Source organism: Bradyrhizobium sp. WSM471 (assembly GCF_000244915.1).
Classification (GTDB): domain Bacteria; phylum Pseudomonadota; class Alphaproteobacteria; order Rhizobiales; family Xanthobacteraceae; genus Bradyrhizobium.
On sequence record NZ_CM001442.1, the window covers coordinates 6771235 to 6789181 of the forward strand.

A 17947-nucleotide genomic window follows, 5' to 3' on the forward strand; every position below is an offset into this window, starting at 1 on the left:
ACGCCTTACCGCGCCGTCCCCAGGCCGATCTCCGCGAGCCGCGTGGCGAACCAGCGCGACAGCGGTTGATCGAGGACGCCGCTGACATAGACCTCCGAGATCGTCACATGGTCCTTGTCCAGCACCAGCAGCACGCCGATCCAAAAGGCGAACCAGACATGCGCATCGGTCAGCGCCATCAGCTTGTGCTGGTCGTGGTCGAGCGCGGTGTGATTGCTCGCCTTGCGGATCTCCACGGTGAGCAAATTGTTCGGGATCTCGCGCTGATGCACGACGACGTCGGGATAGATCGACTTGCCCAGATGATCGTCGGTCGAGATGATGGTGCCGTGCGGCAGATGCAGCGTACGCTCGCCGAGCCGGTCGTAGTTGCAGTCGACCGACCAGCCGGAGAACTGCTTCTCCAGATGCACGGCGAAGCGGTGCGTGATGGTCCGCTCGCCGATGTCCTTCTCGAACAGGAATGCTTCGTGCGCGTAGAAGTCCCGGAGCGCCGCGATCACCTTGTTCAGCTCGGTCTGCATCTTGCCTCCGGGCCCAATCGTAGCCCGGATGGAGCGCAGCGCAATCCGGGTTCTCGCAAAACGCACGGCGTCCCGGATTACGCTGCGCTCCATCCGGGCTACGTGAGGCCGGAATTCGCGGCGCAATCGACCAGAGTTACATCTGGACTTCGATCAGCCGCGGCCCGGGCTCGGCGACGGCTTCGGCCAGCGCCTTGTTGAACTCGTCCGCGTTGGTGACGGCGCGGCCGGGCACGCCCATGCCCTTGGCCAGCGCCACGAAATCCAGCGTCGGCCGGTCGAGACGAAGCATGTCGGTGGCGCGCTGGCCGGGTTCGCCGGCGCCGACATTGTCGAACTCGCCGCGCAGGATCTGGTAGATGCGATTGGCGAACACGATGGTGACGATGTTGAGGTTTTCTCTTGCCTGCGTCCACAGCGACTGGATCGTGTACATCGCGCTGCCGTCGCCGACCATGCAGATCACCTTGCGGTCCGGGCAGGCGATCGCGGCACCGATCGAGAGCGGCGTCGAGAAGCCGATCGAGCCGCCCATGTTCTGGAGCCAGTCGTGCGGAGCAGCCGCCGCCGTCGGCGGGAAGAAGGCGCGGCCGGTGGTGAGGGATTCGTCGACCAGAATCGCATTCTCCGGAATCGCATAGGCGATCGACTGGGCGATCGAGGCGTGGGTCAGTGCGCCGGTCGGCTTGAGCAGCTCGGCCGCGGCCTGCGGCTTGACGTCCTTCGCGCTGGCCTTCACCGCGCCCGCGAGGGCTTCCAGCGCCGCGACCGAATTCTCGCCCCAAGAGGTCATGCGATGCACGTCGCAGCCCTCGGGCTTGAGGATGCTCGGCTTGTTCGGATAGGCGAAGAAGGCCACGGGATCGTCGGACTCGACCAGCACGATATGGCGGAACCTCGCCAGCATCTGCAGCGCGTTGTCGATCACGTAATGAATGCGATCGATCGAGAAGCGGCCGCGGCCGCGCGCCATCCTGGGGCGGAAGGTCGGGCCCATCACGGTGCAGCCGGTCTTGGCGGCGATGCGCTCGGCCAGCGCCAGGCCCTGCTCGCTCAGCGCACTGCCGGTCATCAGCAGCAGCGTGCCCTCGCCGTCGCCGTGCAGGATCTTTGCGGCCTGCTCGACGGCCTGCGGCGAATAGCTCGCGCGCTGCTGCTCGGCCGGAACCTCGGCGATGCCGTCCGCTTCGTTCCAGGCGGTGTCGGCGGGCAGGATCAGGGTCGCGATCTGCGGCGGCGCGCTCTTGGCGGCCGCGATCGCCGCGGCACCGTCGGCGGCGACCGATTTGGAGTCCGGCGAGGTCCGGACCCAGGAGGACATCGGCCGGGCCAGGCCCTCGATGTCGGAGGTCAGCGGCGCGTTGTAGCCGATGTGGTAGACGGCGTGCTGGCCGACGATGTTGACGATGCCGGAATTCGCCTTCTTGGCGTTGTGCAGATTGGCAAGGCCGTTGGCGAGGCCGGGACCGAGATGCAGCAGCGTCGAGGCCGGCGTGCCCTTCATGCGGAAATAGCCGTCGGCGGCGCCGGTCACCACGCCTTCGAACAGGCCGAGCACGCAACGCATGCCGGGCACGCGGTCGAGCGCTGCGACAAAATGCATCTCGGAGGTGCCGGGGTTGGAGAAGCAGACGTCGACCCCGCCCTTGACCATCGTCCGCACCAGACTTTCCGCACCGTTCATCCGTCAGCTCCCGCAACCATGATCGTAGATCCACGGCCGATCAAACATTGTTCGCCGTCTTCGTCAAAGCATTCGGCGGCATTGCTGCCCTGCCCGGCCCCGCGGCTGCGGACCTCGCCGTTCAATTTGACGGTCACCGTTTACGGATTCGCTAACGGCGACGCCATCGGGTTGCGCATGTTCACGGCGCCGGGGCTTGCGAAATCCCGGCGAATATGGCCTCTGATGGGTGTGTTGAATCGATTTTCCCCGGGGGTAGAGCATGTTCCGGTTTTTTGCCGCGTCGGTCGCCGCAATGGCGCTTTTGGTCACCGGCGCGAGCGGCGTGTCCGCGGCAGGGATGGTAGACTTCACGGGTACCAGTTCCGGCGGATTTCTCGGCGGTGGCGCGAGCCCGATCCCGCGCTCGACCGTGATGTATCCGACCAATTACGCGCCGGGCACGGTCGTGGTGAACACCACCGAGCGCCGGCTCTATCTGGTGCTGGGAGGCGGCCAGGCCCTGCGCTACGGCATCGGCGTCGGCCGCGACGGCTTCCGCTGGGGCGGCGTGCACAGGATCACCGCGAAGAAGGAGTGGCCGGACTGGACGCCGCCGTCGCAGATGATCGCGCGCCGGCCGGACCTGCCGCGCCACATGAAGGGCGGCATCGAGAATCCGCTCGGTGCGCGCGCGATGTATCTGGGCTCGACGCTCTACCGCATCCACGGCTCCAACGAGCCGGAGACGATCGGCCAGGCAGTATCCTCGGGCTGCTTCCGCATGACCAACGACGACGTCACCGACCTCTACGGCCGCGTCGGGGTCGGCACCACCGTGGTCGTGCTGAACAATTAGCAGGAACCGCCGGGCGCGTGGATATGCGGTCTTGTGTGCGCGAGGCGAATACGGCAGCGTCGCCCGGCAATGAGCGCAATGGCCCCGCCTTCGTCCGGCTTTCGCATCGCCCTGCTGGCGCTCGCCACCGTCGCGTTTGCCCCTGACACCGCTACCATCGCCGTCGCGGGCGAATTGCCCGCGATCGCCTCGCGCCAGCGCGCCGAGAAGAAGAGCTTTACGGACGGCGAGATCGTCGATGGCTTTCTGAAGACGGCGTTCGGCGCCGAATATCACCTTGCCGGCCGTGTCGACCGCATCCGCAAGTTCGACGGACCGGTGCGCGTGTTTGCCGAGAGCGACCGCGCCGACCGCAAGGCGCAGCTCGCAAAGGTCGTGGCCGACATCGGCAAGCGCGTGCAGCATCTCGACATCGCCATGATCGACAGCAGCGAGGCCGCCAATGTGCGGGTGAAGCTCGTGCGCGACCGCGATCTGTTCCGCACCATCTCGAGCTTCTACGGTGCGGAGAAGGCCCGCGAGATCCGCACCTCGCTCGATCCGCAGTGCCTGTCCGGCTTCCGCAAGAACGACAATTTCGAGATCGAGCATTCCGACGTCATCCTCACCGTGGACAACGGCGATTTCACCTTCCTCGACTGCGCCTATGAGGAGCTGCTGCAATCGCTCGGCCCGATCAACGACACCGCGAGCGTGCCCTGGACCATGTTCAACGACAACGTCTCGATGGGCTATTTCGACGTCTACGACCAGTACATCCTCAACCTGCTCTACGATCCCCGCATCAAGGCCGGCATGACCGTGGCTGAGGTCAAGGCCGCGCTGCCCGGCGTGCTCACCGATGTGCGCATCTGGGTGAGGCGCGTGAACGATCTGAAGGAGTGAGGCACTCTCACCCTCTCCCCCTGCGGGGGTTCTCTCAGCCCGCGAACCTCTCGCTTTCGAGCTCGCTGAAGCAACCCCTCATCCGGCGCTTCGCGCCACCTTCTCCCGCAAGGGGAGAAGGGAAGTCACTGTCAACGCGGCCTCACGCCTTCTTCGCCTTCGTCATCAAAAATTGCTGGCGCATCACGTTGTGGCTTGCGTCGAAATATTCGGAGATCAGCGCCTCGAACTCGCTGCGAAAACTCCGCAACCTGTCCGGCTCGTCCTTGTACTGGGCAATGAGCTTGATCAAAGGCCCGATCGTCGTTTCCATGGTGCGGCGGAAATGCTGCGGGCTGAGTGCGGATGGCGTCATGATGTCCATGTCGAAGGCGATGTCCTTCGCTTTCCCCGCGAGACGTTCGGAGACGATCTTCGGATCGCCCCACGACACCGGTGATGCCACACCCTCGGGCGGCGGCAGATGGCGGGAGATCAGCGCGAACATCCGTCCGACATAGAGATGCGGGGGCCAGGTGGAGAAGGCGATGATGCCGCCGGGCTTCAGCACACGCAGCATCTCGCCGATGGCGACCTCGGGACGCGGCGCGAACATGTGGCCGAACTGGCTGAGCACCACGTCGAACTCGTTGTCGCCATAGGGCAGGTTTTCGGCGTCGCCCTCGGCGAAGTCAACGTCGAGGTTCGCCAGCCGCGCGTGCTCGCGAGCGCGTTCGATCAGGACTGGCGACAGGTCGAGGCCCCTGACCTTCGCACCGCGGCGCGCCGCCGTAATCGCGGCAACGCCGGTGCCGCAGCCGACGTCGAGCAGCCTTTGGCCGGTCGCGACCCCGGCGAAGCTCACGAGCTTGGCGGCCGAGGGCGTCGTGAACACTTCCATCGGCGTAAACAGCGACCAGGCTTCCTTCTGGACTGCCTTGAAACCAGCAAACGGGTCTTGCGCGGTCATGGAACTCTCCCTTCGCTCGAGGTCGGTTTTCATGAGGCTGACGACGGATGCCAAAGGTTCAACGCGGGCCCATGACGGCAACGGCTTCGCCTCCTTGCGGTCCTATTGCACGAGATCGGCAACGATGGTCGCGGCCTTGAGGCCGGTGCCGGTGAGGACCGCGACCGTGGTCTCGTTCGCCCTGATGGCACCGGTGGCGGACAGTTTGTCCAGCGCGGCGGCCGCACTGGCGCTGGTCGGCTCGGCGAACAGGCCCTGCCGCGCAAGGCGCCGCAGCGCGGCGACGATCTCGTCCTCGGTGAGCGCGACAGTGCCGCCGCCGCTCTCGCGCAACGCGCCGATGATCTCGCGCAGGCGCAGCGGATGCTTGATCGCGGTGCCTTCGGCGATGGTCTTGCTGACCTCGCGGGCGACAGGCGTATCGACACCCGCCTTGAAGCTTGCATCGATCGGCGAGCAATTGAGCGGCTGCGCCGCGAACAGGCGCGGCAGCCTGGCGATCTGGCCCGCCTTGAGCAACTCGCGGAAGCCGAAGGCGCAACCGAGCAGAGAGCTGCCGGCACCGACGGGAACGATGACGTTGTCGGGGACGCGAAAGCCGAGATCTTCCCATATCTCATAGGCGAGCGACTTGGTGCCTTCGAGGAAGAACGGTTGCCAATTGTGGCTGGCGTAGAAGGTCTGGCTGGACTGCCGGATGGCCTCGGCCTCCGATTCCTCGCGCGGGCCCTCGACGAGCTGCACTGCCGCGCCATAGGCGCGGACCTGCGCGATCTTGGCCGGCGACGTCGATGCCGGCGCGAGAATCTTCACGCGCATGCCGCCGGCGGCACCTAACCCCGCCATCGACGAGCCGCCATTGCCGGACGAATCCTCCAGAATGGCCTCGACGCCGATCTGCCGAAGAAAGGACAGCATCACGGCGGAGCCGCGGTCCTTGAAGCTGCCGGTCGGGTTGAACCATTCGAGCTTGAAGAACGGGCGCAGCTCGCCCCAGGCCTGCTGCACCAGCGGCGTGCAGCCTTCGCCGAGCGTGATCGGAGTCTTGATCTCGACCGGCAGCGCCGCCCGGTAGCGCCAGAGCGAGCGCGCCCGGCCGTCGATGTCCTCGCGCGACATCCCGGCCCCCCGCGTCACCAGCAGCGGCGTGCGTTCGTCCGAGCACCAGCGCGGCTGGTCCAGCGGATAGAGCTTTCCGTTGCGGGGATCGATGTAGGCGGCGGCGGGCATGGCGGTCTCCAAGGAAGACGATGAGGTTGGCGATAGGGCAAAGGCGATCTGTACGTTTGGTTTGATGACACGTTTTGTCCGGAAACTCGACGACCGCCGCGCAACCCGTGCACCGCCCCTTGAAAACGTGAAAACCATAATTACTTCATCAGCTTACGGCGATGGCAGCGAGCTCCGCCAGTGCGGTGGCGTGGCACTCGGGCAAGCGCTGCCGGGTCGCGGGATGACGGGAATTTGGCCGCGAGCCGCCCTGCCCCGCGCAGCACGATTAACTTGTCTGTCGCGACTGCCCGCTACAATATGTTGGATTGAGCTCGCGCCGCCGATGTTCCGCATCGGCAGCGCGACGAGCCAAGGCCCGTCCGAGCGGCGGGCCGTTGGCTTTTTGGGAGTTTGGTCATGAGCCGCGCGAACCGTACCGACCACATCCGCCTGACCTCCCATCCGGAGCCGGGCAGGACAGCCGCCTTCCCGATCCACTGGGGCGCCGCCGACGCACGCGCCCGCGGGCCGATCATCGGCACGGTGTCGCGCGCCGGGGATCGCAACGTGATCGGCAGCCATGGCGGCTCCTATGCGATGTACCGCGCGCTCGCGGTGTCCGCCGGCGCACTCGATCCGATCCGGCGTCCCGACCTCACCAATACCTTTCCGGCCGCCACCATCGGGCCGTTTCCGCAATGGAGCGATCCCGCCAAGATCGTCGCGCTCGATCCCTGGGGGCATCTCGTCGCCGAGAATTTCGGCAAGGACATCGCTGAGGGCATCGACATCAGGCCGAGCATCGCGGTGACGCGTGCGCGGCTGGACCTGCCGGAGATCCGCGAGGCGCTCGCCGCCAAGCGCCTGCGCGCCGACGGCGACGTCGTGCACGCCAATGGCAGCGTGTCGGTGGTGAAGATCGCGATCGATCCGGTCTGGTATCTGCCGGGTCTTGCGGAGCGCTTTGCCACCAACGAGACCGAGCTGCGGCGCACGCTGTTCGAGCAGACCGCCGGCATGTTCCCTGAGCTCGTGACCCGGCCGGACATGAAGGTGTTTCTGCCACCGATCGGCGGCACCACCGTCTACATGTTCGGCGATGTCACCAAGCTGCCGGACCACCGCACCAAGATCACCTGCCGGGTGCATGACGAGTGCAACGGCTCCGACGTGTTCGGCTCCGACATCTGCACCTGCCGCCCCTACCTCATTCACGGCATCGAGGAATCCGCGCGCGGCGCCCAGGAGGGCGGGCTCGGGCTCGTGATCTACAACCGCAAGGAAGGCCGCGCGCTCGGCGAGGTCACGAAATTCCTGGTCTACAATGCGCGCAAGCGCCAGGAAGACGGCGACGCGGCCGCCGCCTATTTCGAGCGCACCGAATGCGTCGCCGGCGTCCAGGACGCGCGTTTCCAGCAATTGATGCCGGATACGATCCACTGGCTCGGCCTGAAGCGCATCGACCGCTTCCTGTCGATGAGCGACATGAAGCACGACGCGCTGACCTCTCAGGGCATCGACATTGTCGAGCGCGTGCCGATCCCGCCCGAGCTCATTCCCGCCGACGCCTATGTCGAGATCGCCGCGAAGAAGGCCGCCGGCTATTACTCCACCGACATCGCGCCGGAGAAGGACGTCGACGGCGTGGTCGGGCGTTCGCTGGAAAAATACTGATCGATTGATGGCAGACGCTTTGGAATTGCAGGCCCGTTCCCTGCTCAGCGCAGCAGCGGTTCGCGCGCGTGCCGGCGAGATGCTCGAGATCGGCCTGAACGGAGGGCTGACGCACTTCACGATCGATCTCGATCGCATGGACGGCGTTGCCGACGCCGTGTTGGCTGTTACGCGAAAAGCCTATCCCACGCTGGAGATTCCGTTCCATGCGCGCTGGCGGCATTTCGTGCTCGGCGGCGTCGACCGTTGGGCGCGGCTTGCGGATTCGGCGTCATGGACCGATCGCGCGGCACGGGCGCGCGCGGAGTTCGACCTTGCCATCGTCAGCGTGCTGCTCGATGCCGGCGCGGGTGCGGCGTGGCGATACCGCGACGCTGTGACGGGACAAAGCATCGGCCGATCCGAAGGACTGGCGATTGCAAGTCTCGACATGTTCGCGAGCGGTCTTTTTTCCCACGATGCCCGCGCGCCTTTCAGGGCCGATGCCGACGTGCTCGCGCAACTGCCGCTCGCCGCGCTCACTCCGGCCTTTCAGGTGAGCGATGCCAATCCGCTGCTCGGGCTCGAGGGGCGGACCGATCTGCTGCGGCGTCTGGGCAAGCTGGTGGCGGAGCGCGCGGACGTGTTCGGCTCGCACGACACGCCGCGGCCGGGCGGGCTGTTCGATCACATCGCGGCACAGGCGAAGGGCGGCGCGGTTCCCGCGCCCGCGATCCTATCGGCGGTGCTGAACCAGCTCGGACCGATCTGGCCGTCGCGGCTCGAGCTTGCCGGGATTCCGCTCGGCGATTGCTGGCGCCATCCGGCGATCAAGGCCAGCGATGCCACCTCGGGCCTCGTGCCTCTGCACAAGCTGTCGCAATGGCTGAGCTATTCGCTGATCGAGCCGCTGCAGCGCGCCGGAATTGACGTCACCGACATCGACGGCCTGACCGGGCTGGCCGAATATCGCAATGGCGGCCTGTTCGTCGATCACGAGGTGTTGCGCCTGCGCGACGCCGCTGACGCCGAACATGCGCATGCGGTGGACTCCCTGCTCGTCGTCGAGTGGCGCGCGCTGACGGTGGCGCTGCTGGACCGGCTCGCCGAACTGGTTCGCGCAAAACTCGGCCGCACCCCTGAAACATTGCCGCTCGCCAGCATTCTGGAAGGCGGCACCTGGGCCGCGGGCCGCGCGATCGCCTTCGCGCGCCGGCCCGACGGTTCGCCGCCGCTCACGGTGATCAGCGACGGCACGGTGTTCTAGTCTCTCGTTCGAGTTCGCGGAAACAGACCCCTCATCCGGCGCTTCGCGCCACCTTCTCCCACATCCGCCTTCGCCAAGGCTTCGGCGGACATAAGGGGAGAAGGGAAGCATCGGCCCGTCGCGTTTCACCCAAGTGCATTTCGTTAGGAGCGTTCCATGCAAGGCGTTACGATCGTCGATCATCCGCTGGTGCAGCACAAGCTGACCCTGGTGCGGGACAAATCGATCTCGACCAAATCGTTTCGGGAGCTGATCAAGGAGATCGGCATGCTCCTGTGCTACGAGGTGACGCGCGACCTGCCGCTCGCCGATACCGTCATCGAAACGCCGCTGGCGACGATGCATTCGGCCAAGATCGCGGGCAAGAAGCTGGTATTCGTGCCGATGCTGCGCGCCGGCACGACCTTCGTCGACGGCATGATGGACCTGGTGCCGACCGCGCGCGTCGCCCATATCGGACTCTATCGTGAGCCGCACAGCTTTGCGGCGGTCGAGTACTTCTTCAAATCGCCGTCCGATCTCAGCGAGCGCCTGGCGATCGTGGTGACGCCGGTGGTTGCGACCGCCAACACGGCTGTGGCCGCAATCGACCGGCTCAAGGAGCGCGGCGCCAAGGATATTCGCCTCGCCTGCCTGATCGCCGCCCCCGAAGGGCTCGAGCGGCTGCGCGGACTGCATCCTGACGTCCCGATCTGGACGGCCGCGGTGGACGAAGGTCTCGACGAGAACGGCTTTATCCTGCCGGGCCTCGGGGACGCCGGCGACCGCGCCTACGGGACAAGATAGGCGCCGGCCCGCAAACCGCGTCACGTTAGGAACAGCTTCGCCCGCGCAAGGTTCTTCCTGCTCTACGATGGAGAGCACGATGACCTATCAGGATGACCGCAGGGCAGACAGAGCACGCCGCAACAGCCCGGTGGGCTGGGCGATCGGCGCGATCTTCGTGATCGCCGTGGTCGCGGCCGTCTTCTTCTACAATGGACGCGACGTCGGTCCGCAGACCACGACCTCCAGCCCGAACAACGCGCCGAGCGTCACCACCGGATCGAACCCGCCTGCTGCGCCCGCGAAATGATGCGCCGAGGGCGGCGCGTTATACCTTGCCGCTGCCGCAGATCCCCTTCAGTGACCGCCACTCCGCATCGGTCAGCAGCGGCGCGCCGCTGGCGGGGCGGTCTTCTTTCGTCATGCGTGCGAGGCGGTCCTCGGTCAGCGGATGGCTCGCCAGGATCGACGTGAGGCCGCCGCCCTCCTTGCCGGTGATGCGGAACATCAATTCGGCCGCGGGCTTCGGCGAACGGCCGAGCTTGTGCATGATCTCGATGGCAAACGTATCCGCGGCGGTCTCGGCCTCGCGCGAATAGGAGGCCTCGACCACGCTACGCGAGGCGAAGATCACGGCGCTCGAGCCGGTGACGTCGCCGAACAACAAGCCGATCAGGAACGAGGTGCCGCCGTTGTAGATCAGGCCGCGCATGTTGTCGTAATGCTTGAGATGACCGAGCTCGTGGGCGAGGATGCCGGCGAGCTCGTCCGGGCTTTCGGCCTTGTCGAGCAGGCCCTTCAGCACGAAGACCTTGCCGCCGGGCAGCGCGAACGCGTTCGGCACCGGGGTCGGCAGCACGCCCGCGGTCATGGAATCGTCGTCGAGGCCGGCGGCATCGCGCAGCCGATTGACGAGCTTGATGAACGCCGCCTTCCCTGCCGCGTCCTCGCACGCGTTGCGGCCGAAGATCGTCTTCACCTGAACCTCCGACGCGTCGCCGATGCGCCGCTCGATCGGTTTCGGCACCAGCGGCGCGAGGCGGTCGGCGGCGAGCGGCACGCCGAACAGCACGACGCAGACGATGGAGACGGCGGCAGCCATCGACCAGCCGACGATCTTTGCGACGCCGCGGCGCGAGGTCTGGTGCTCGTCGAGCCGCATGCAGCGGGCGGTCACGTCTGAGGCGAGCAGAGCGTCGCGGATTTCCAGCCGCGCCAGCGGCGGCGCGGAAGCGCAGGCGAGTCGCAAGATGCCGGGCGGGCTGTCGGCGCGGCGGATGTCGGCATAGGCCCAGCGAACGGGCGTCGCACCCTCTTCGAGGATCTCGAGCGCGTCAATGAGCGTCAGCACCACCTGCCGTCTGCGGCTGGACACGCCGTCGAAGAAGATCGTCGGCTTCGCGGACTGCGCCGGGGCCTCAGCGAATACGTCACTCACAGCTCAGAATCCCGCGACATCGAGTCCATCGGCAAAGCCTTCGCCCAGAGCGCTGGCAAGCTCGGCGCTGCCGCGCACGTCAGCCGCGGCCCCGATGTTGTGCACATCGACCGTTTCCAGCACCTTGGCCCAGAGATCGCGCTGGAGATAGACCCGCATGACGATGTTGAGGGCGAGAGCGAGTGCGAAGTAGCCGATCACCATCATCACCAGTGTCGGGATGCTCTTGGCGGCATTGCCGGGCCCCAACGCCTGCTCGACCGAAAGGCCGCTCAGCTTGACGACGAGCATGGTCGCTCCGCCGATATAGGCGGCGAAGATCACCGAGAGCAGCATCCACCAGCCGATTACCTTCCAGTACAGGCCGTAGAATGCGTTGTGCGGCAGTTGCGAGGACACGCTGACGCCGCCGATACGGATACCGTCGAGCCACCAGCGCCACTCGCGCGCCTTGAACTCGGCATAGAAGAACGGCGCCAGCGGAAAGATCACCATTGCAATCGGGCTCAGCAGCCACAGCCACCAGCCGCGCTTGAAGAACGTCCAGCCGTCGGCATCGAAATCGCCGCGCAAATCGCCGTAATGGGTGTGCCGCATCTTGTAGCGTTCGAGCGAGGCCTCGCGCCACGGCAACGCGAGCCCAAGCGTCAGAAACACCAGCAAGCCCCACAGCATGGCGCGGAACGAATAGGCCCAGCCCGATCCGTCCATCCAGAACCGCACGCCGCGCCAGACCGTGCGCGTCAGCCGATAGCGCCGCGCGCGAAAGATCGCGAACTGGCCGAAGGCGTAGAAGCTGATGAACAGCGGCGTCGAGGCAAAGCCCTGCCAGCGCTCGAACTCGATACCGACAAGGAAGTAAGCGAGGTAGATCGGCACCAGAATCGCGAGCGCGAACAGGAAGCCGACCAGAAGCTCCTTGGCCCGCCCGGTATATTCGGCGGCGTCGCCGTCGACCGCGATGTTCGCCCACAGATGACGGCGGATGTCGGTGACGAGCCAGAACCGGTAGAAGCCGAAGGTGACGAGCTCCAGCAGGGCACCCTTGGTGACCAATTTGCGAAACTCGGTGCGGTTGCCGGTGAAATCGACCCGCGTGGGCGGCAGCGGCGGGGGTAAGGGTTCTGAGCCGATAGGGGCCCATTGCATGTCGTTCACGGCGGCAACCTCGGGGTGCGGACCTGGTTCGATCAAACTATAGATCAGAGATTAGTCGATCCCCAAGATGGGCGGGTTCGATTTGGCTCGATTCCAGTCGCTTTCTGGCACGATTTCACGGCCGAGGGGGTGCGCGAGATCACGTTCGCGAATGTCCGGTAGCCCGGATGGAGCGGAGCGCAATCCGGGACGGCGGCAGTGGCGGCCTGAATCCCGGATTTCGCTTCGCTCCATCCGGGCTACTACACACCCATGTGGCAAAACTCGCCCTTGCTCCGGCGCAGACAACCGGCTGTAATTGCAAATCAAATACCGCAGCGCAGAATTCAACGAGAACGCGCGGTTGATGTCAGGGAGAGCGGTCATGCATGGGACCATCGAAAACGCGGCGAAGCTCGACGCGTTACGCGCACGCGCTACGTCACTGCCACTGGAGCAGTTCGATCCGGGCGACCCAGAGCTGTTCAGGACCGATACGTTCTGGCCCTATTTCGATCGCCTGCGCCGCGAAGATCCCGTGCACTATTGCAAGGACTCGATGTTCGGGCCGTATTGGTCGGTGACGCGCTACAACGACATCATGGAGATCGAGACCAATCATTCGGTGTTCTCCTCGGCCTCCTCGCTCGGCGGCATCACCATCCGCGACATCGATCCGGACCTGCGCCGCGAGAGCTTCATCTCGATGGACCCGCCGCGCCACGCGGCGCAGCGCAAGACCGTGGCGCCGATGTTCACACCGACGCATCTGGACAATCTGGCCCTGAGCATCCGCCAGCGCTCGGCCGAGTGTCTGGACAATCTGCCGCGTGGCGAGGTGTTCGACTGGGTCGACCATGTCTCGATCGAGCTCACCACGCAGATGCTCGCGGTGCTGTTCGATTTTCCCTGGGAGGATCGCCGCAAGCTGACGCGCTGGTCGGACATCGCGACCACCATTCCCGGACCCGATGGCCTCGTCGCCACCGAAGACGAGCGTCAGGCCGAGCTGACGGAATGCGCCGGCTATTTCGCGCGGCTGTGGAAGGAACGCATCGCGCAGCCGCCGAAGAGCGACCTGTTGTCGATGATGGCGCATGGCGCCGCGACGCGCGACATGGACGCGAAGAACTTCCTCGGCAATCTCATCCTTCTGATCGTCGGCGGCAACGACACCACCCGCAACACCATGTCGGGCTCGCTCCACGCGCTGAGCCAGCATCCGGAGCAATATCGCAAGCTGCGCGAAAATCCCGCGCTGCTCGACAGCTTCGTGCCGGAAGTGATCCGCTGGCAGACGCCGCTGGCCCATATGCGCCGCACCGCGCTTGCCGACTTCGAGTTCCGCGGCAAGCAGATCAAGAAAGGTGACAAGGTCGTGATGTGGTACGTCTCGGGCAACCGCGACGCCGACGCGATCGAAAAGCCCTACGAATTCATCATTGACCGCGCCCGCCCGCGCACGCATCTCTCGTTCGGCTTCGGCATCCACCGCTGCGTCGGCTTGCGGCTTGCCGAACTCCAGCTCAAGATTATCTGGGAAGAGATCCTCAAGCGATTCGACCATATCGAGGTGGTCGGCGAACCCAAGCGGGTCTATTCGAGTTTCGTGAAGGGTCTCGAAACCTTGCCGGTGAAGATTGCGGCGTGACGTGCGGCATGCGCCGGTGCTTGTCTCCCTCGCCCCGCTTGCGGGGAGAGGGTGGGGTGAGGGGGAGTCTCCGCGAGGACGGTGACAGCCGGATCGTGGAGAGTCCCCCTCACCCGGATCGCATCTAACGATGCGATCCGACCTCTCCCCGCAAGCGGGGCGAGGTGAACTGCGTCCCGGCGTCCGATTCAAACACTGGAGCAACCACCATGAACATTCAAGCGCCGGTTCAAGTGGACAAGGCCGAACGCATGCGTCGGGCCCGCGAGGAGGCCTATGCGACGCCGCTGGCGCAATTCCACCCCGGCGCGCCCAGGCTGTTCCAGGACGATACCCTGTGGCCGTGGTTCGAGCGGCTGCGCAAGGAAGAGCCGGTGCATTACTGCACCAATGCGCCGATCGAGCCGTATTGGTCGGTGGTGAAGTACGACGACATCATGCATGTCGACACCAACCACGGCCTGTTCTCCTCCGATTCAACGCTCGGCGGCATCGGGATCCGCGACGTGCCGGAAGGCTACGACTGGCCGAGCTTCATCGCCATGGACCAGCCGCGTCATTCGTCGCAGCGCAAGACGGTGTCGCCGATGTTCACGCCGACGCATCTGGACGAGCTGGCAAAACTGATCCGCCAGCGCTCGCAGACCGTGCTCGACAATCTGCCGCGCAACGAGACCTTCAATTTCGTCGAGCGCGTCTCGATCGAATTGACGACGCAGATGCTGGCCACCCTGTTCGACTTCCCCTGGGAGGAGCGGCGCAAGCTGACGCGCTGGTCCGATGTCGCGACCGCGCTGCCCAAGAGCGGCATTGTTGCCTCGGCCGAAGAGCGCCGCCGCGAGATGGACGAGTGCTACGCCTACATGTCCAGGCTCTGGAACGAGCGAGTCAATTCCGCGCCGCGCAACGATTTGTTGTCGCTGATGGCGCACAACGACGCTACACGGTTCATGGATCCCGACAATCTCATGGGCAACATCATCCTGCTCATCGTCGGCGGCAACGACACCACGCGCAACACCATGACCGGCTCGGTGCTGGCGCTGAACGAGAATCCGGAGCAGTACGACAGGCTGCGCGCCAACCCGGAACTGATCGATTCCATGGTGCCCGAAGTGATCCGCTGGCAGACCCCGCTCGCGCATATGCGCCGCACTGCGCTGCAGGACACCGAAGTTGGCGGCAAGCACATCAAGAAGGGCGACCGCGTCGTGATGTGGTACGTCTCCGGTAACCGCGACGAGGAGATGTTCGAGAGGCCGAACGAGTTCGTCATCGATCGCCCGCGGCCGCGCACCCACCTCTCCTTCGGTTTCGGCATCCACCGCTGCGTCGGCATGCGCCTCGCCGAGCTCCAGCTCAAGATCGTCTGGGAAGAGATGCTGAAGCGCTTCGACCGCATCGAGGTGGTCGGCGAGCCCAAGCGGATCTATTCGAGCTTCATCAAGGGCTATGAGTCACTGCCGGTGAGGATTCCGGGGTAGACTTCACTGTCCGTCATTGCGGCGCGTTCAACTCTATCCCCTCACCCTGAGGAGCCTGCGAAGCAGGCGTCTCGAAGGGCGAGGCCGAGAGCAGGGCCTGCATCCTTCGAGACGCGCGAAGACGCGCTCCTCAGGATGAGGATAAACGCCTTTCGCGCGGATATAAAATTCCGGCATGACAGCTCGCACAACATGCGATGGGTCGCACACGGCGTACTGTCCTAAACCGCACGGACACATCTAACTCAACTTGATGTCCCAGACCCCGTCCTTGCGGCAGGCGGCGACTTCCTCGCGCAGGAGGGCGGTGACGGCGACCGAGGCCGTCGAGACCGGACGGTCGATCGGAGAGGCGAATATGAGCTCGCGGGTCATCGGCTTCGAGACGACGGCGGTTTCCAGCCGCCCGTCCGCGACCTCGCCGTGGACCGACGAGGGCGGCAGCAGCGCGAAACCGAGGCCTTCCTCGACGAGACTCGTGAGCACGCGGAACGAATCCGCCTCGAGCTGGACGTTGAGCTTGATCTTGCGCTGGGCCGCCGCGTGCTCGATCAGCGCACGGAGACCGTGGGAATGACTGGGCAGCACCAGCCGTTGCCGCAGCAGCCAGCCGATATCGACGCTCTTCTTGCGCGCCAGGCCACAACCGCGCGGACCAACGGCGACGATGTTGTCGCGACCGAGGCTTTCCACGTTGAGATGCAGATCGGCGGAGCGGCCGTAGAGGATGGCGAGATCCATCTCGCCGCGATGCAGCCATTCGACGAGATGGCCGCTGTAGCTCTCGACGATGCGCAGCGAAATGCCGGGAAACTTTTCGACGCAGCGCCGCGCGAAGCGCGCCGACAGTACGCAGCTCACGGTCGGGACCAGGCCGAGCACGACCTGGCCGGACGGCGGCCCCTTGGAGGACTGGATGTCGTCTCGGATCTGGTCGATCTGCCGCACGATGCCGGAGGTGCGCGCCAGCAAGAGGCGGCCGGCATCCGTGAGCACCATGCCGCGGCCGTTGCGGGTGAACAATTCGGTGCGCAGCTCGTGTTCCAGCAGCTTGATCTGCCTGGAGAGCGCCGGCTGCGCCACGCGCAACGTGTCGGACGCCTTGGAGAGGCTGCCGAGCTCCGCCACGCAACTGAAGGTCCTGAGCTGACGGAAATCCATGCTTGCCAATCCTGGAAGGCTACTCCATACGCTATAGCAAATGAGCATAGGGGGCTGGCGTTGTTTTCACAACGCCAGAGGATCGGCCGGCGTTATCTTGACTGCCGCATATACGGGAAACCCCATGAGTGAAGAACACCACACCGAAGATCACGCCGACATCCGCGAAGCCGTCGCAAAGCTCTGCGCGCAGTTTCCCGGCGAATACTGGCGCAAGCTCGACCGTGAGATGGCCTACCCCAAGGCCTTCGTCGACGCGCTGACCGAGGCCGGTTATCTCTCGGTGCTGATCCCCGAGGAATATGGCGGCGCGGGCCTGAAGCTTTCAGCGGCCGCGGCGATCCTCGAAGAGATCCAGCGCGCGGGCTGCAACGGCGGCGGCTGCCACGCCCAGATGTACACGATGGGCACCGTGCTGCGGCACGGCAATGACGAGCAGAAGGCAAAATATCTGCCGAAGGTGGCGAGCGGCGAATTGCGGCTGCAGGCCTTCGGCGTCACCGAGCCGACCAGCGGCACCGACACCACCTCGCTGAAGACCTTCGCGCGCAAGGACGGCAATGCCGGTTACGTCGTCAACGGCCAGAAGATCTGGACCAGCCGCGCCGAACATTCCGACCTGATGCTCCTGCTGGCGCGGACCACGCCGAAGGACCAGGTCAAGAAGCGCACCGACGGCCTTTCCGTGTTCATCGTCGACATGCGTGAGGCCAAGAACAAGGGCCTCGAGATCCGCCCGATCCGCACCATGATGAACCACGCCACCACCGAAGTGTTCTTTACCGACATGAAGGTGCCGGCGGAGAATCTGATCGGCGAGGAAGGCAAGGGCTTTCGCTACATCCTCTCCGGCATGAATGCCGAGCGCATCCTGATCGCGGCCGAATGCGTCGGCGATGCCAAATGGTTCATCGCCAAGGCCACCAACTACGCCAAGGAGCGCAGCGTTTTCGGCCGGCCGATCGGTCAGAACCAAGGCATCCAGTTCCCGATCGCCAAGGCCTACGCCGCGATGCGCGCGGCCGAATTGATGGTGAAGGAAGCGACGCGCAAATATGAGGCAGGGCTCGACTGCGGCGCGGAGGCCAACATGGCAAAAATGCTCGCGGCCGATGCTTCGTGGGAAGCGGCCAATGCCTGCGTCCAGACCCATGGCGGCTTCGGCTTCGCCGAGGAGTACGACGTCGAGCGCAAGTTCCGCGAAACGCGGCTCTATCAGGTCGCGCCGATCTCGACCAATCTCGTGCTGTCCTTCATCGCCGAGCACGTGCTCGGCATGCCCCGCTCGTACTGAGGCCA

The 17947-nt window shown here is 65.2% G+C and carries 16 protein-coding genes; 9 read left to right on the forward strand and 7 right to left on the reverse strand.

Translation table 11 applies throughout. From position 1 onward, the window contains the following. Nucleotides 1–5: 5 nt before the first annotated feature. Together BRA471DRAFT_RS30835 and BRA471DRAFT_RS30840 are read right to left on the reverse strand one after the other, a co-directional pair. The gene (locus BRA471DRAFT_RS30835) at nucleotides 6–524 is read right to left on the reverse strand and encodes a hypothetical protein (RefSeq protein WP_007614479.1); all 519 of its coding nucleotides are present in this window, start codon (nucleotides 522–524) and stop codon (nucleotides 6–8) included. A 136-nt stretch (nucleotides 525–660) separates the two neighbouring features. After that, the gene (locus tag BRA471DRAFT_RS30840) at nucleotides 661–2208 is read right to left on the reverse strand and encodes an acetolactate synthase large subunit (RefSeq protein ID WP_007614480.1); all 1548 of its coding nucleotides are present in this window, start codon (nucleotides 2206–2208) and stop codon (nucleotides 661–663) included. Nucleotides 2209–2470: 262 nt separating this feature from the next. On the opposite strand from BRA471DRAFT_RS30840, the gene BRA471DRAFT_RS30845 reads away from it, so the two are divergent. Both BRA471DRAFT_RS30845 and BRA471DRAFT_RS30850 read left to right on the forward strand, forming a co-directional pair. Then, a complete protein-coding gene (locus BRA471DRAFT_RS30845; protein ID WP_007614485.1) occupies nucleotides 2471–3046 on the forward strand; it encodes a L,D-transpeptidase in 576 nt (191 codons plus the stop codon). Between the two features lie 69 nt (nucleotides 3047–3115). Then, on the forward strand, nucleotides 3116–3931 hold the full coding sequence (locus BRA471DRAFT_RS30850; RefSeq protein ID WP_035974422.1) for a DUF2927 domain-containing protein: 816 nt from the start codon (nucleotides 3116–3118) through the stop codon (nucleotides 3929–3931). Between the two features lie 142 nt (nucleotides 3932–4073). On the opposite strand, the gene BRA471DRAFT_RS30855 is transcribed toward BRA471DRAFT_RS30850, so the two are convergent. Beyond that, on the reverse strand, nucleotides 4074–4880 hold the full coding sequence (locus BRA471DRAFT_RS30855) for a class I SAM-dependent methyltransferase (RefSeq protein ID WP_007614492.1): 807 nt from the start codon (nucleotides 4878–4880) through the stop codon (nucleotides 4074–4076). A gap of 102 nt (nucleotides 4881–4982) precedes the next feature. Next, a complete protein-coding gene (locus BRA471DRAFT_RS30860) occupies nucleotides 4983–6110 on the reverse strand; it encodes a threonine synthase (RefSeq protein WP_007614494.1) in 1128 nt (375 codons plus the stop codon). A 399-nt stretch (nucleotides 6111–6509) separates the two neighbouring features. Here BRA471DRAFT_RS30860 and BRA471DRAFT_RS30865 point away from each other — a divergent pair, with 399 nt between their 5' ends. From BRA471DRAFT_RS30865 to BRA471DRAFT_RS30880, 4 genes are all read left to right on the forward strand, one after another. Next, nucleotides 6510–7766: a GTP cyclohydrolase II gene (locus BRA471DRAFT_RS30865; protein ID WP_007614497.1), complete on the forward strand. Its 1257-nt coding sequence runs from the start codon at nucleotides 6510–6512 to the stop codon at nucleotides 7764–7766. A 7-nt stretch (nucleotides 7767–7773) separates the two neighbouring features. Next, complete coding sequence (locus BRA471DRAFT_RS30870; RefSeq protein WP_007614499.1) at nucleotides 7774–9012, forward strand: URC4/urg3 family protein; 1239 nt, start codon at nucleotides 7774–7776, stop codon at nucleotides 9010–9012. A 156-nt stretch (nucleotides 9013–9168) separates the two neighbouring features. Next, the gene (upp, locus tag BRA471DRAFT_RS30875) at nucleotides 9169–9798 is read left to right on the forward strand and encodes a uracil phosphoribosyltransferase (protein WP_007614501.1); all 630 of its coding nucleotides are present in this window, start codon (nucleotides 9169–9171) and stop codon (nucleotides 9796–9798) included. Between the two features lie 79 nt (nucleotides 9799–9877). Beyond that, the gene (locus BRA471DRAFT_RS30880) at nucleotides 9878–10087 is read left to right on the forward strand and encodes a hypothetical protein (RefSeq protein WP_007614503.1); all 210 of its coding nucleotides are present in this window, start codon (nucleotides 9878–9880) and stop codon (nucleotides 10085–10087) included. A gap of 18 nt (nucleotides 10088–10105) precedes the next feature. Here the strand turns inward: BRA471DRAFT_RS30880 and BRA471DRAFT_RS30885 are convergent, their stop codons facing one another. Together BRA471DRAFT_RS30885 and BRA471DRAFT_RS30890 are read right to left on the reverse strand one after the other, a co-directional pair. After that, entirely contained in the window at nucleotides 10106–11215 is a 1110-nt protein-coding gene (locus BRA471DRAFT_RS30885) for a M48 family metallopeptidase (protein ID WP_007614504.1), read from the reverse strand. Nucleotides 11216–11218: 3 nt separating this feature from the next. Continuing rightward, nucleotides 11219–12364 carry a YjgN family protein gene (locus BRA471DRAFT_RS30890; RefSeq protein ID WP_371258334.1) on the reverse strand — a complete coding sequence of 382 codons (1146 nt, stop codon included), beginning with the start codon at nucleotides 12362–12364 and terminating at the stop codon, nucleotides 11219–11221. 373 nt (nucleotides 12365–12737) lie between these two features. Here BRA471DRAFT_RS30890 and BRA471DRAFT_RS30895 point away from each other — a divergent pair, with 373 nt between their 5' ends. After that, nucleotides 12738–14003, forward strand: coding sequence for a cytochrome P450 (locus BRA471DRAFT_RS30895; protein ID WP_007614506.1), 1266 nt, complete (start codon nucleotides 12738–12740; stop codon nucleotides 14001–14003). Nucleotides 14004–14212: 209 nt separating this feature from the next. Further along, nucleotides 14213–15487, forward strand: coding sequence for a cytochrome P450 (locus BRA471DRAFT_RS30900; RefSeq protein WP_007614507.1), 1275 nt, complete (start codon nucleotides 14213–14215; stop codon nucleotides 15485–15487). A 240-nt stretch (nucleotides 15488–15727) separates the two neighbouring features. Here BRA471DRAFT_RS30900 and BRA471DRAFT_RS30905 read toward each other — a convergent pair whose 3' ends face one another. Further along, nucleotides 15728–16648, reverse strand: a complete 921-nt coding sequence (locus tag BRA471DRAFT_RS30905; RefSeq protein ID WP_007614509.1) for a LysR substrate-binding domain-containing protein — start codon at nucleotides 16646–16648, stop codon at nucleotides 15728–15730. A 124-nt stretch (nucleotides 16649–16772) separates the two neighbouring features. Between BRA471DRAFT_RS30905 and BRA471DRAFT_RS30910 the strand changes: the two genes are divergently transcribed. Further along, nucleotides 16773–17942 (forward strand): acyl-CoA dehydrogenase family protein, encoded by a 1170-nt coding sequence (locus tag BRA471DRAFT_RS30910; RefSeq protein WP_007614510.1) that lies wholly within the window; start codon nucleotides 16773–16775, stop codon nucleotides 17940–17942. Nucleotides 17943–17947: the final 5 nt, after the last annotated feature.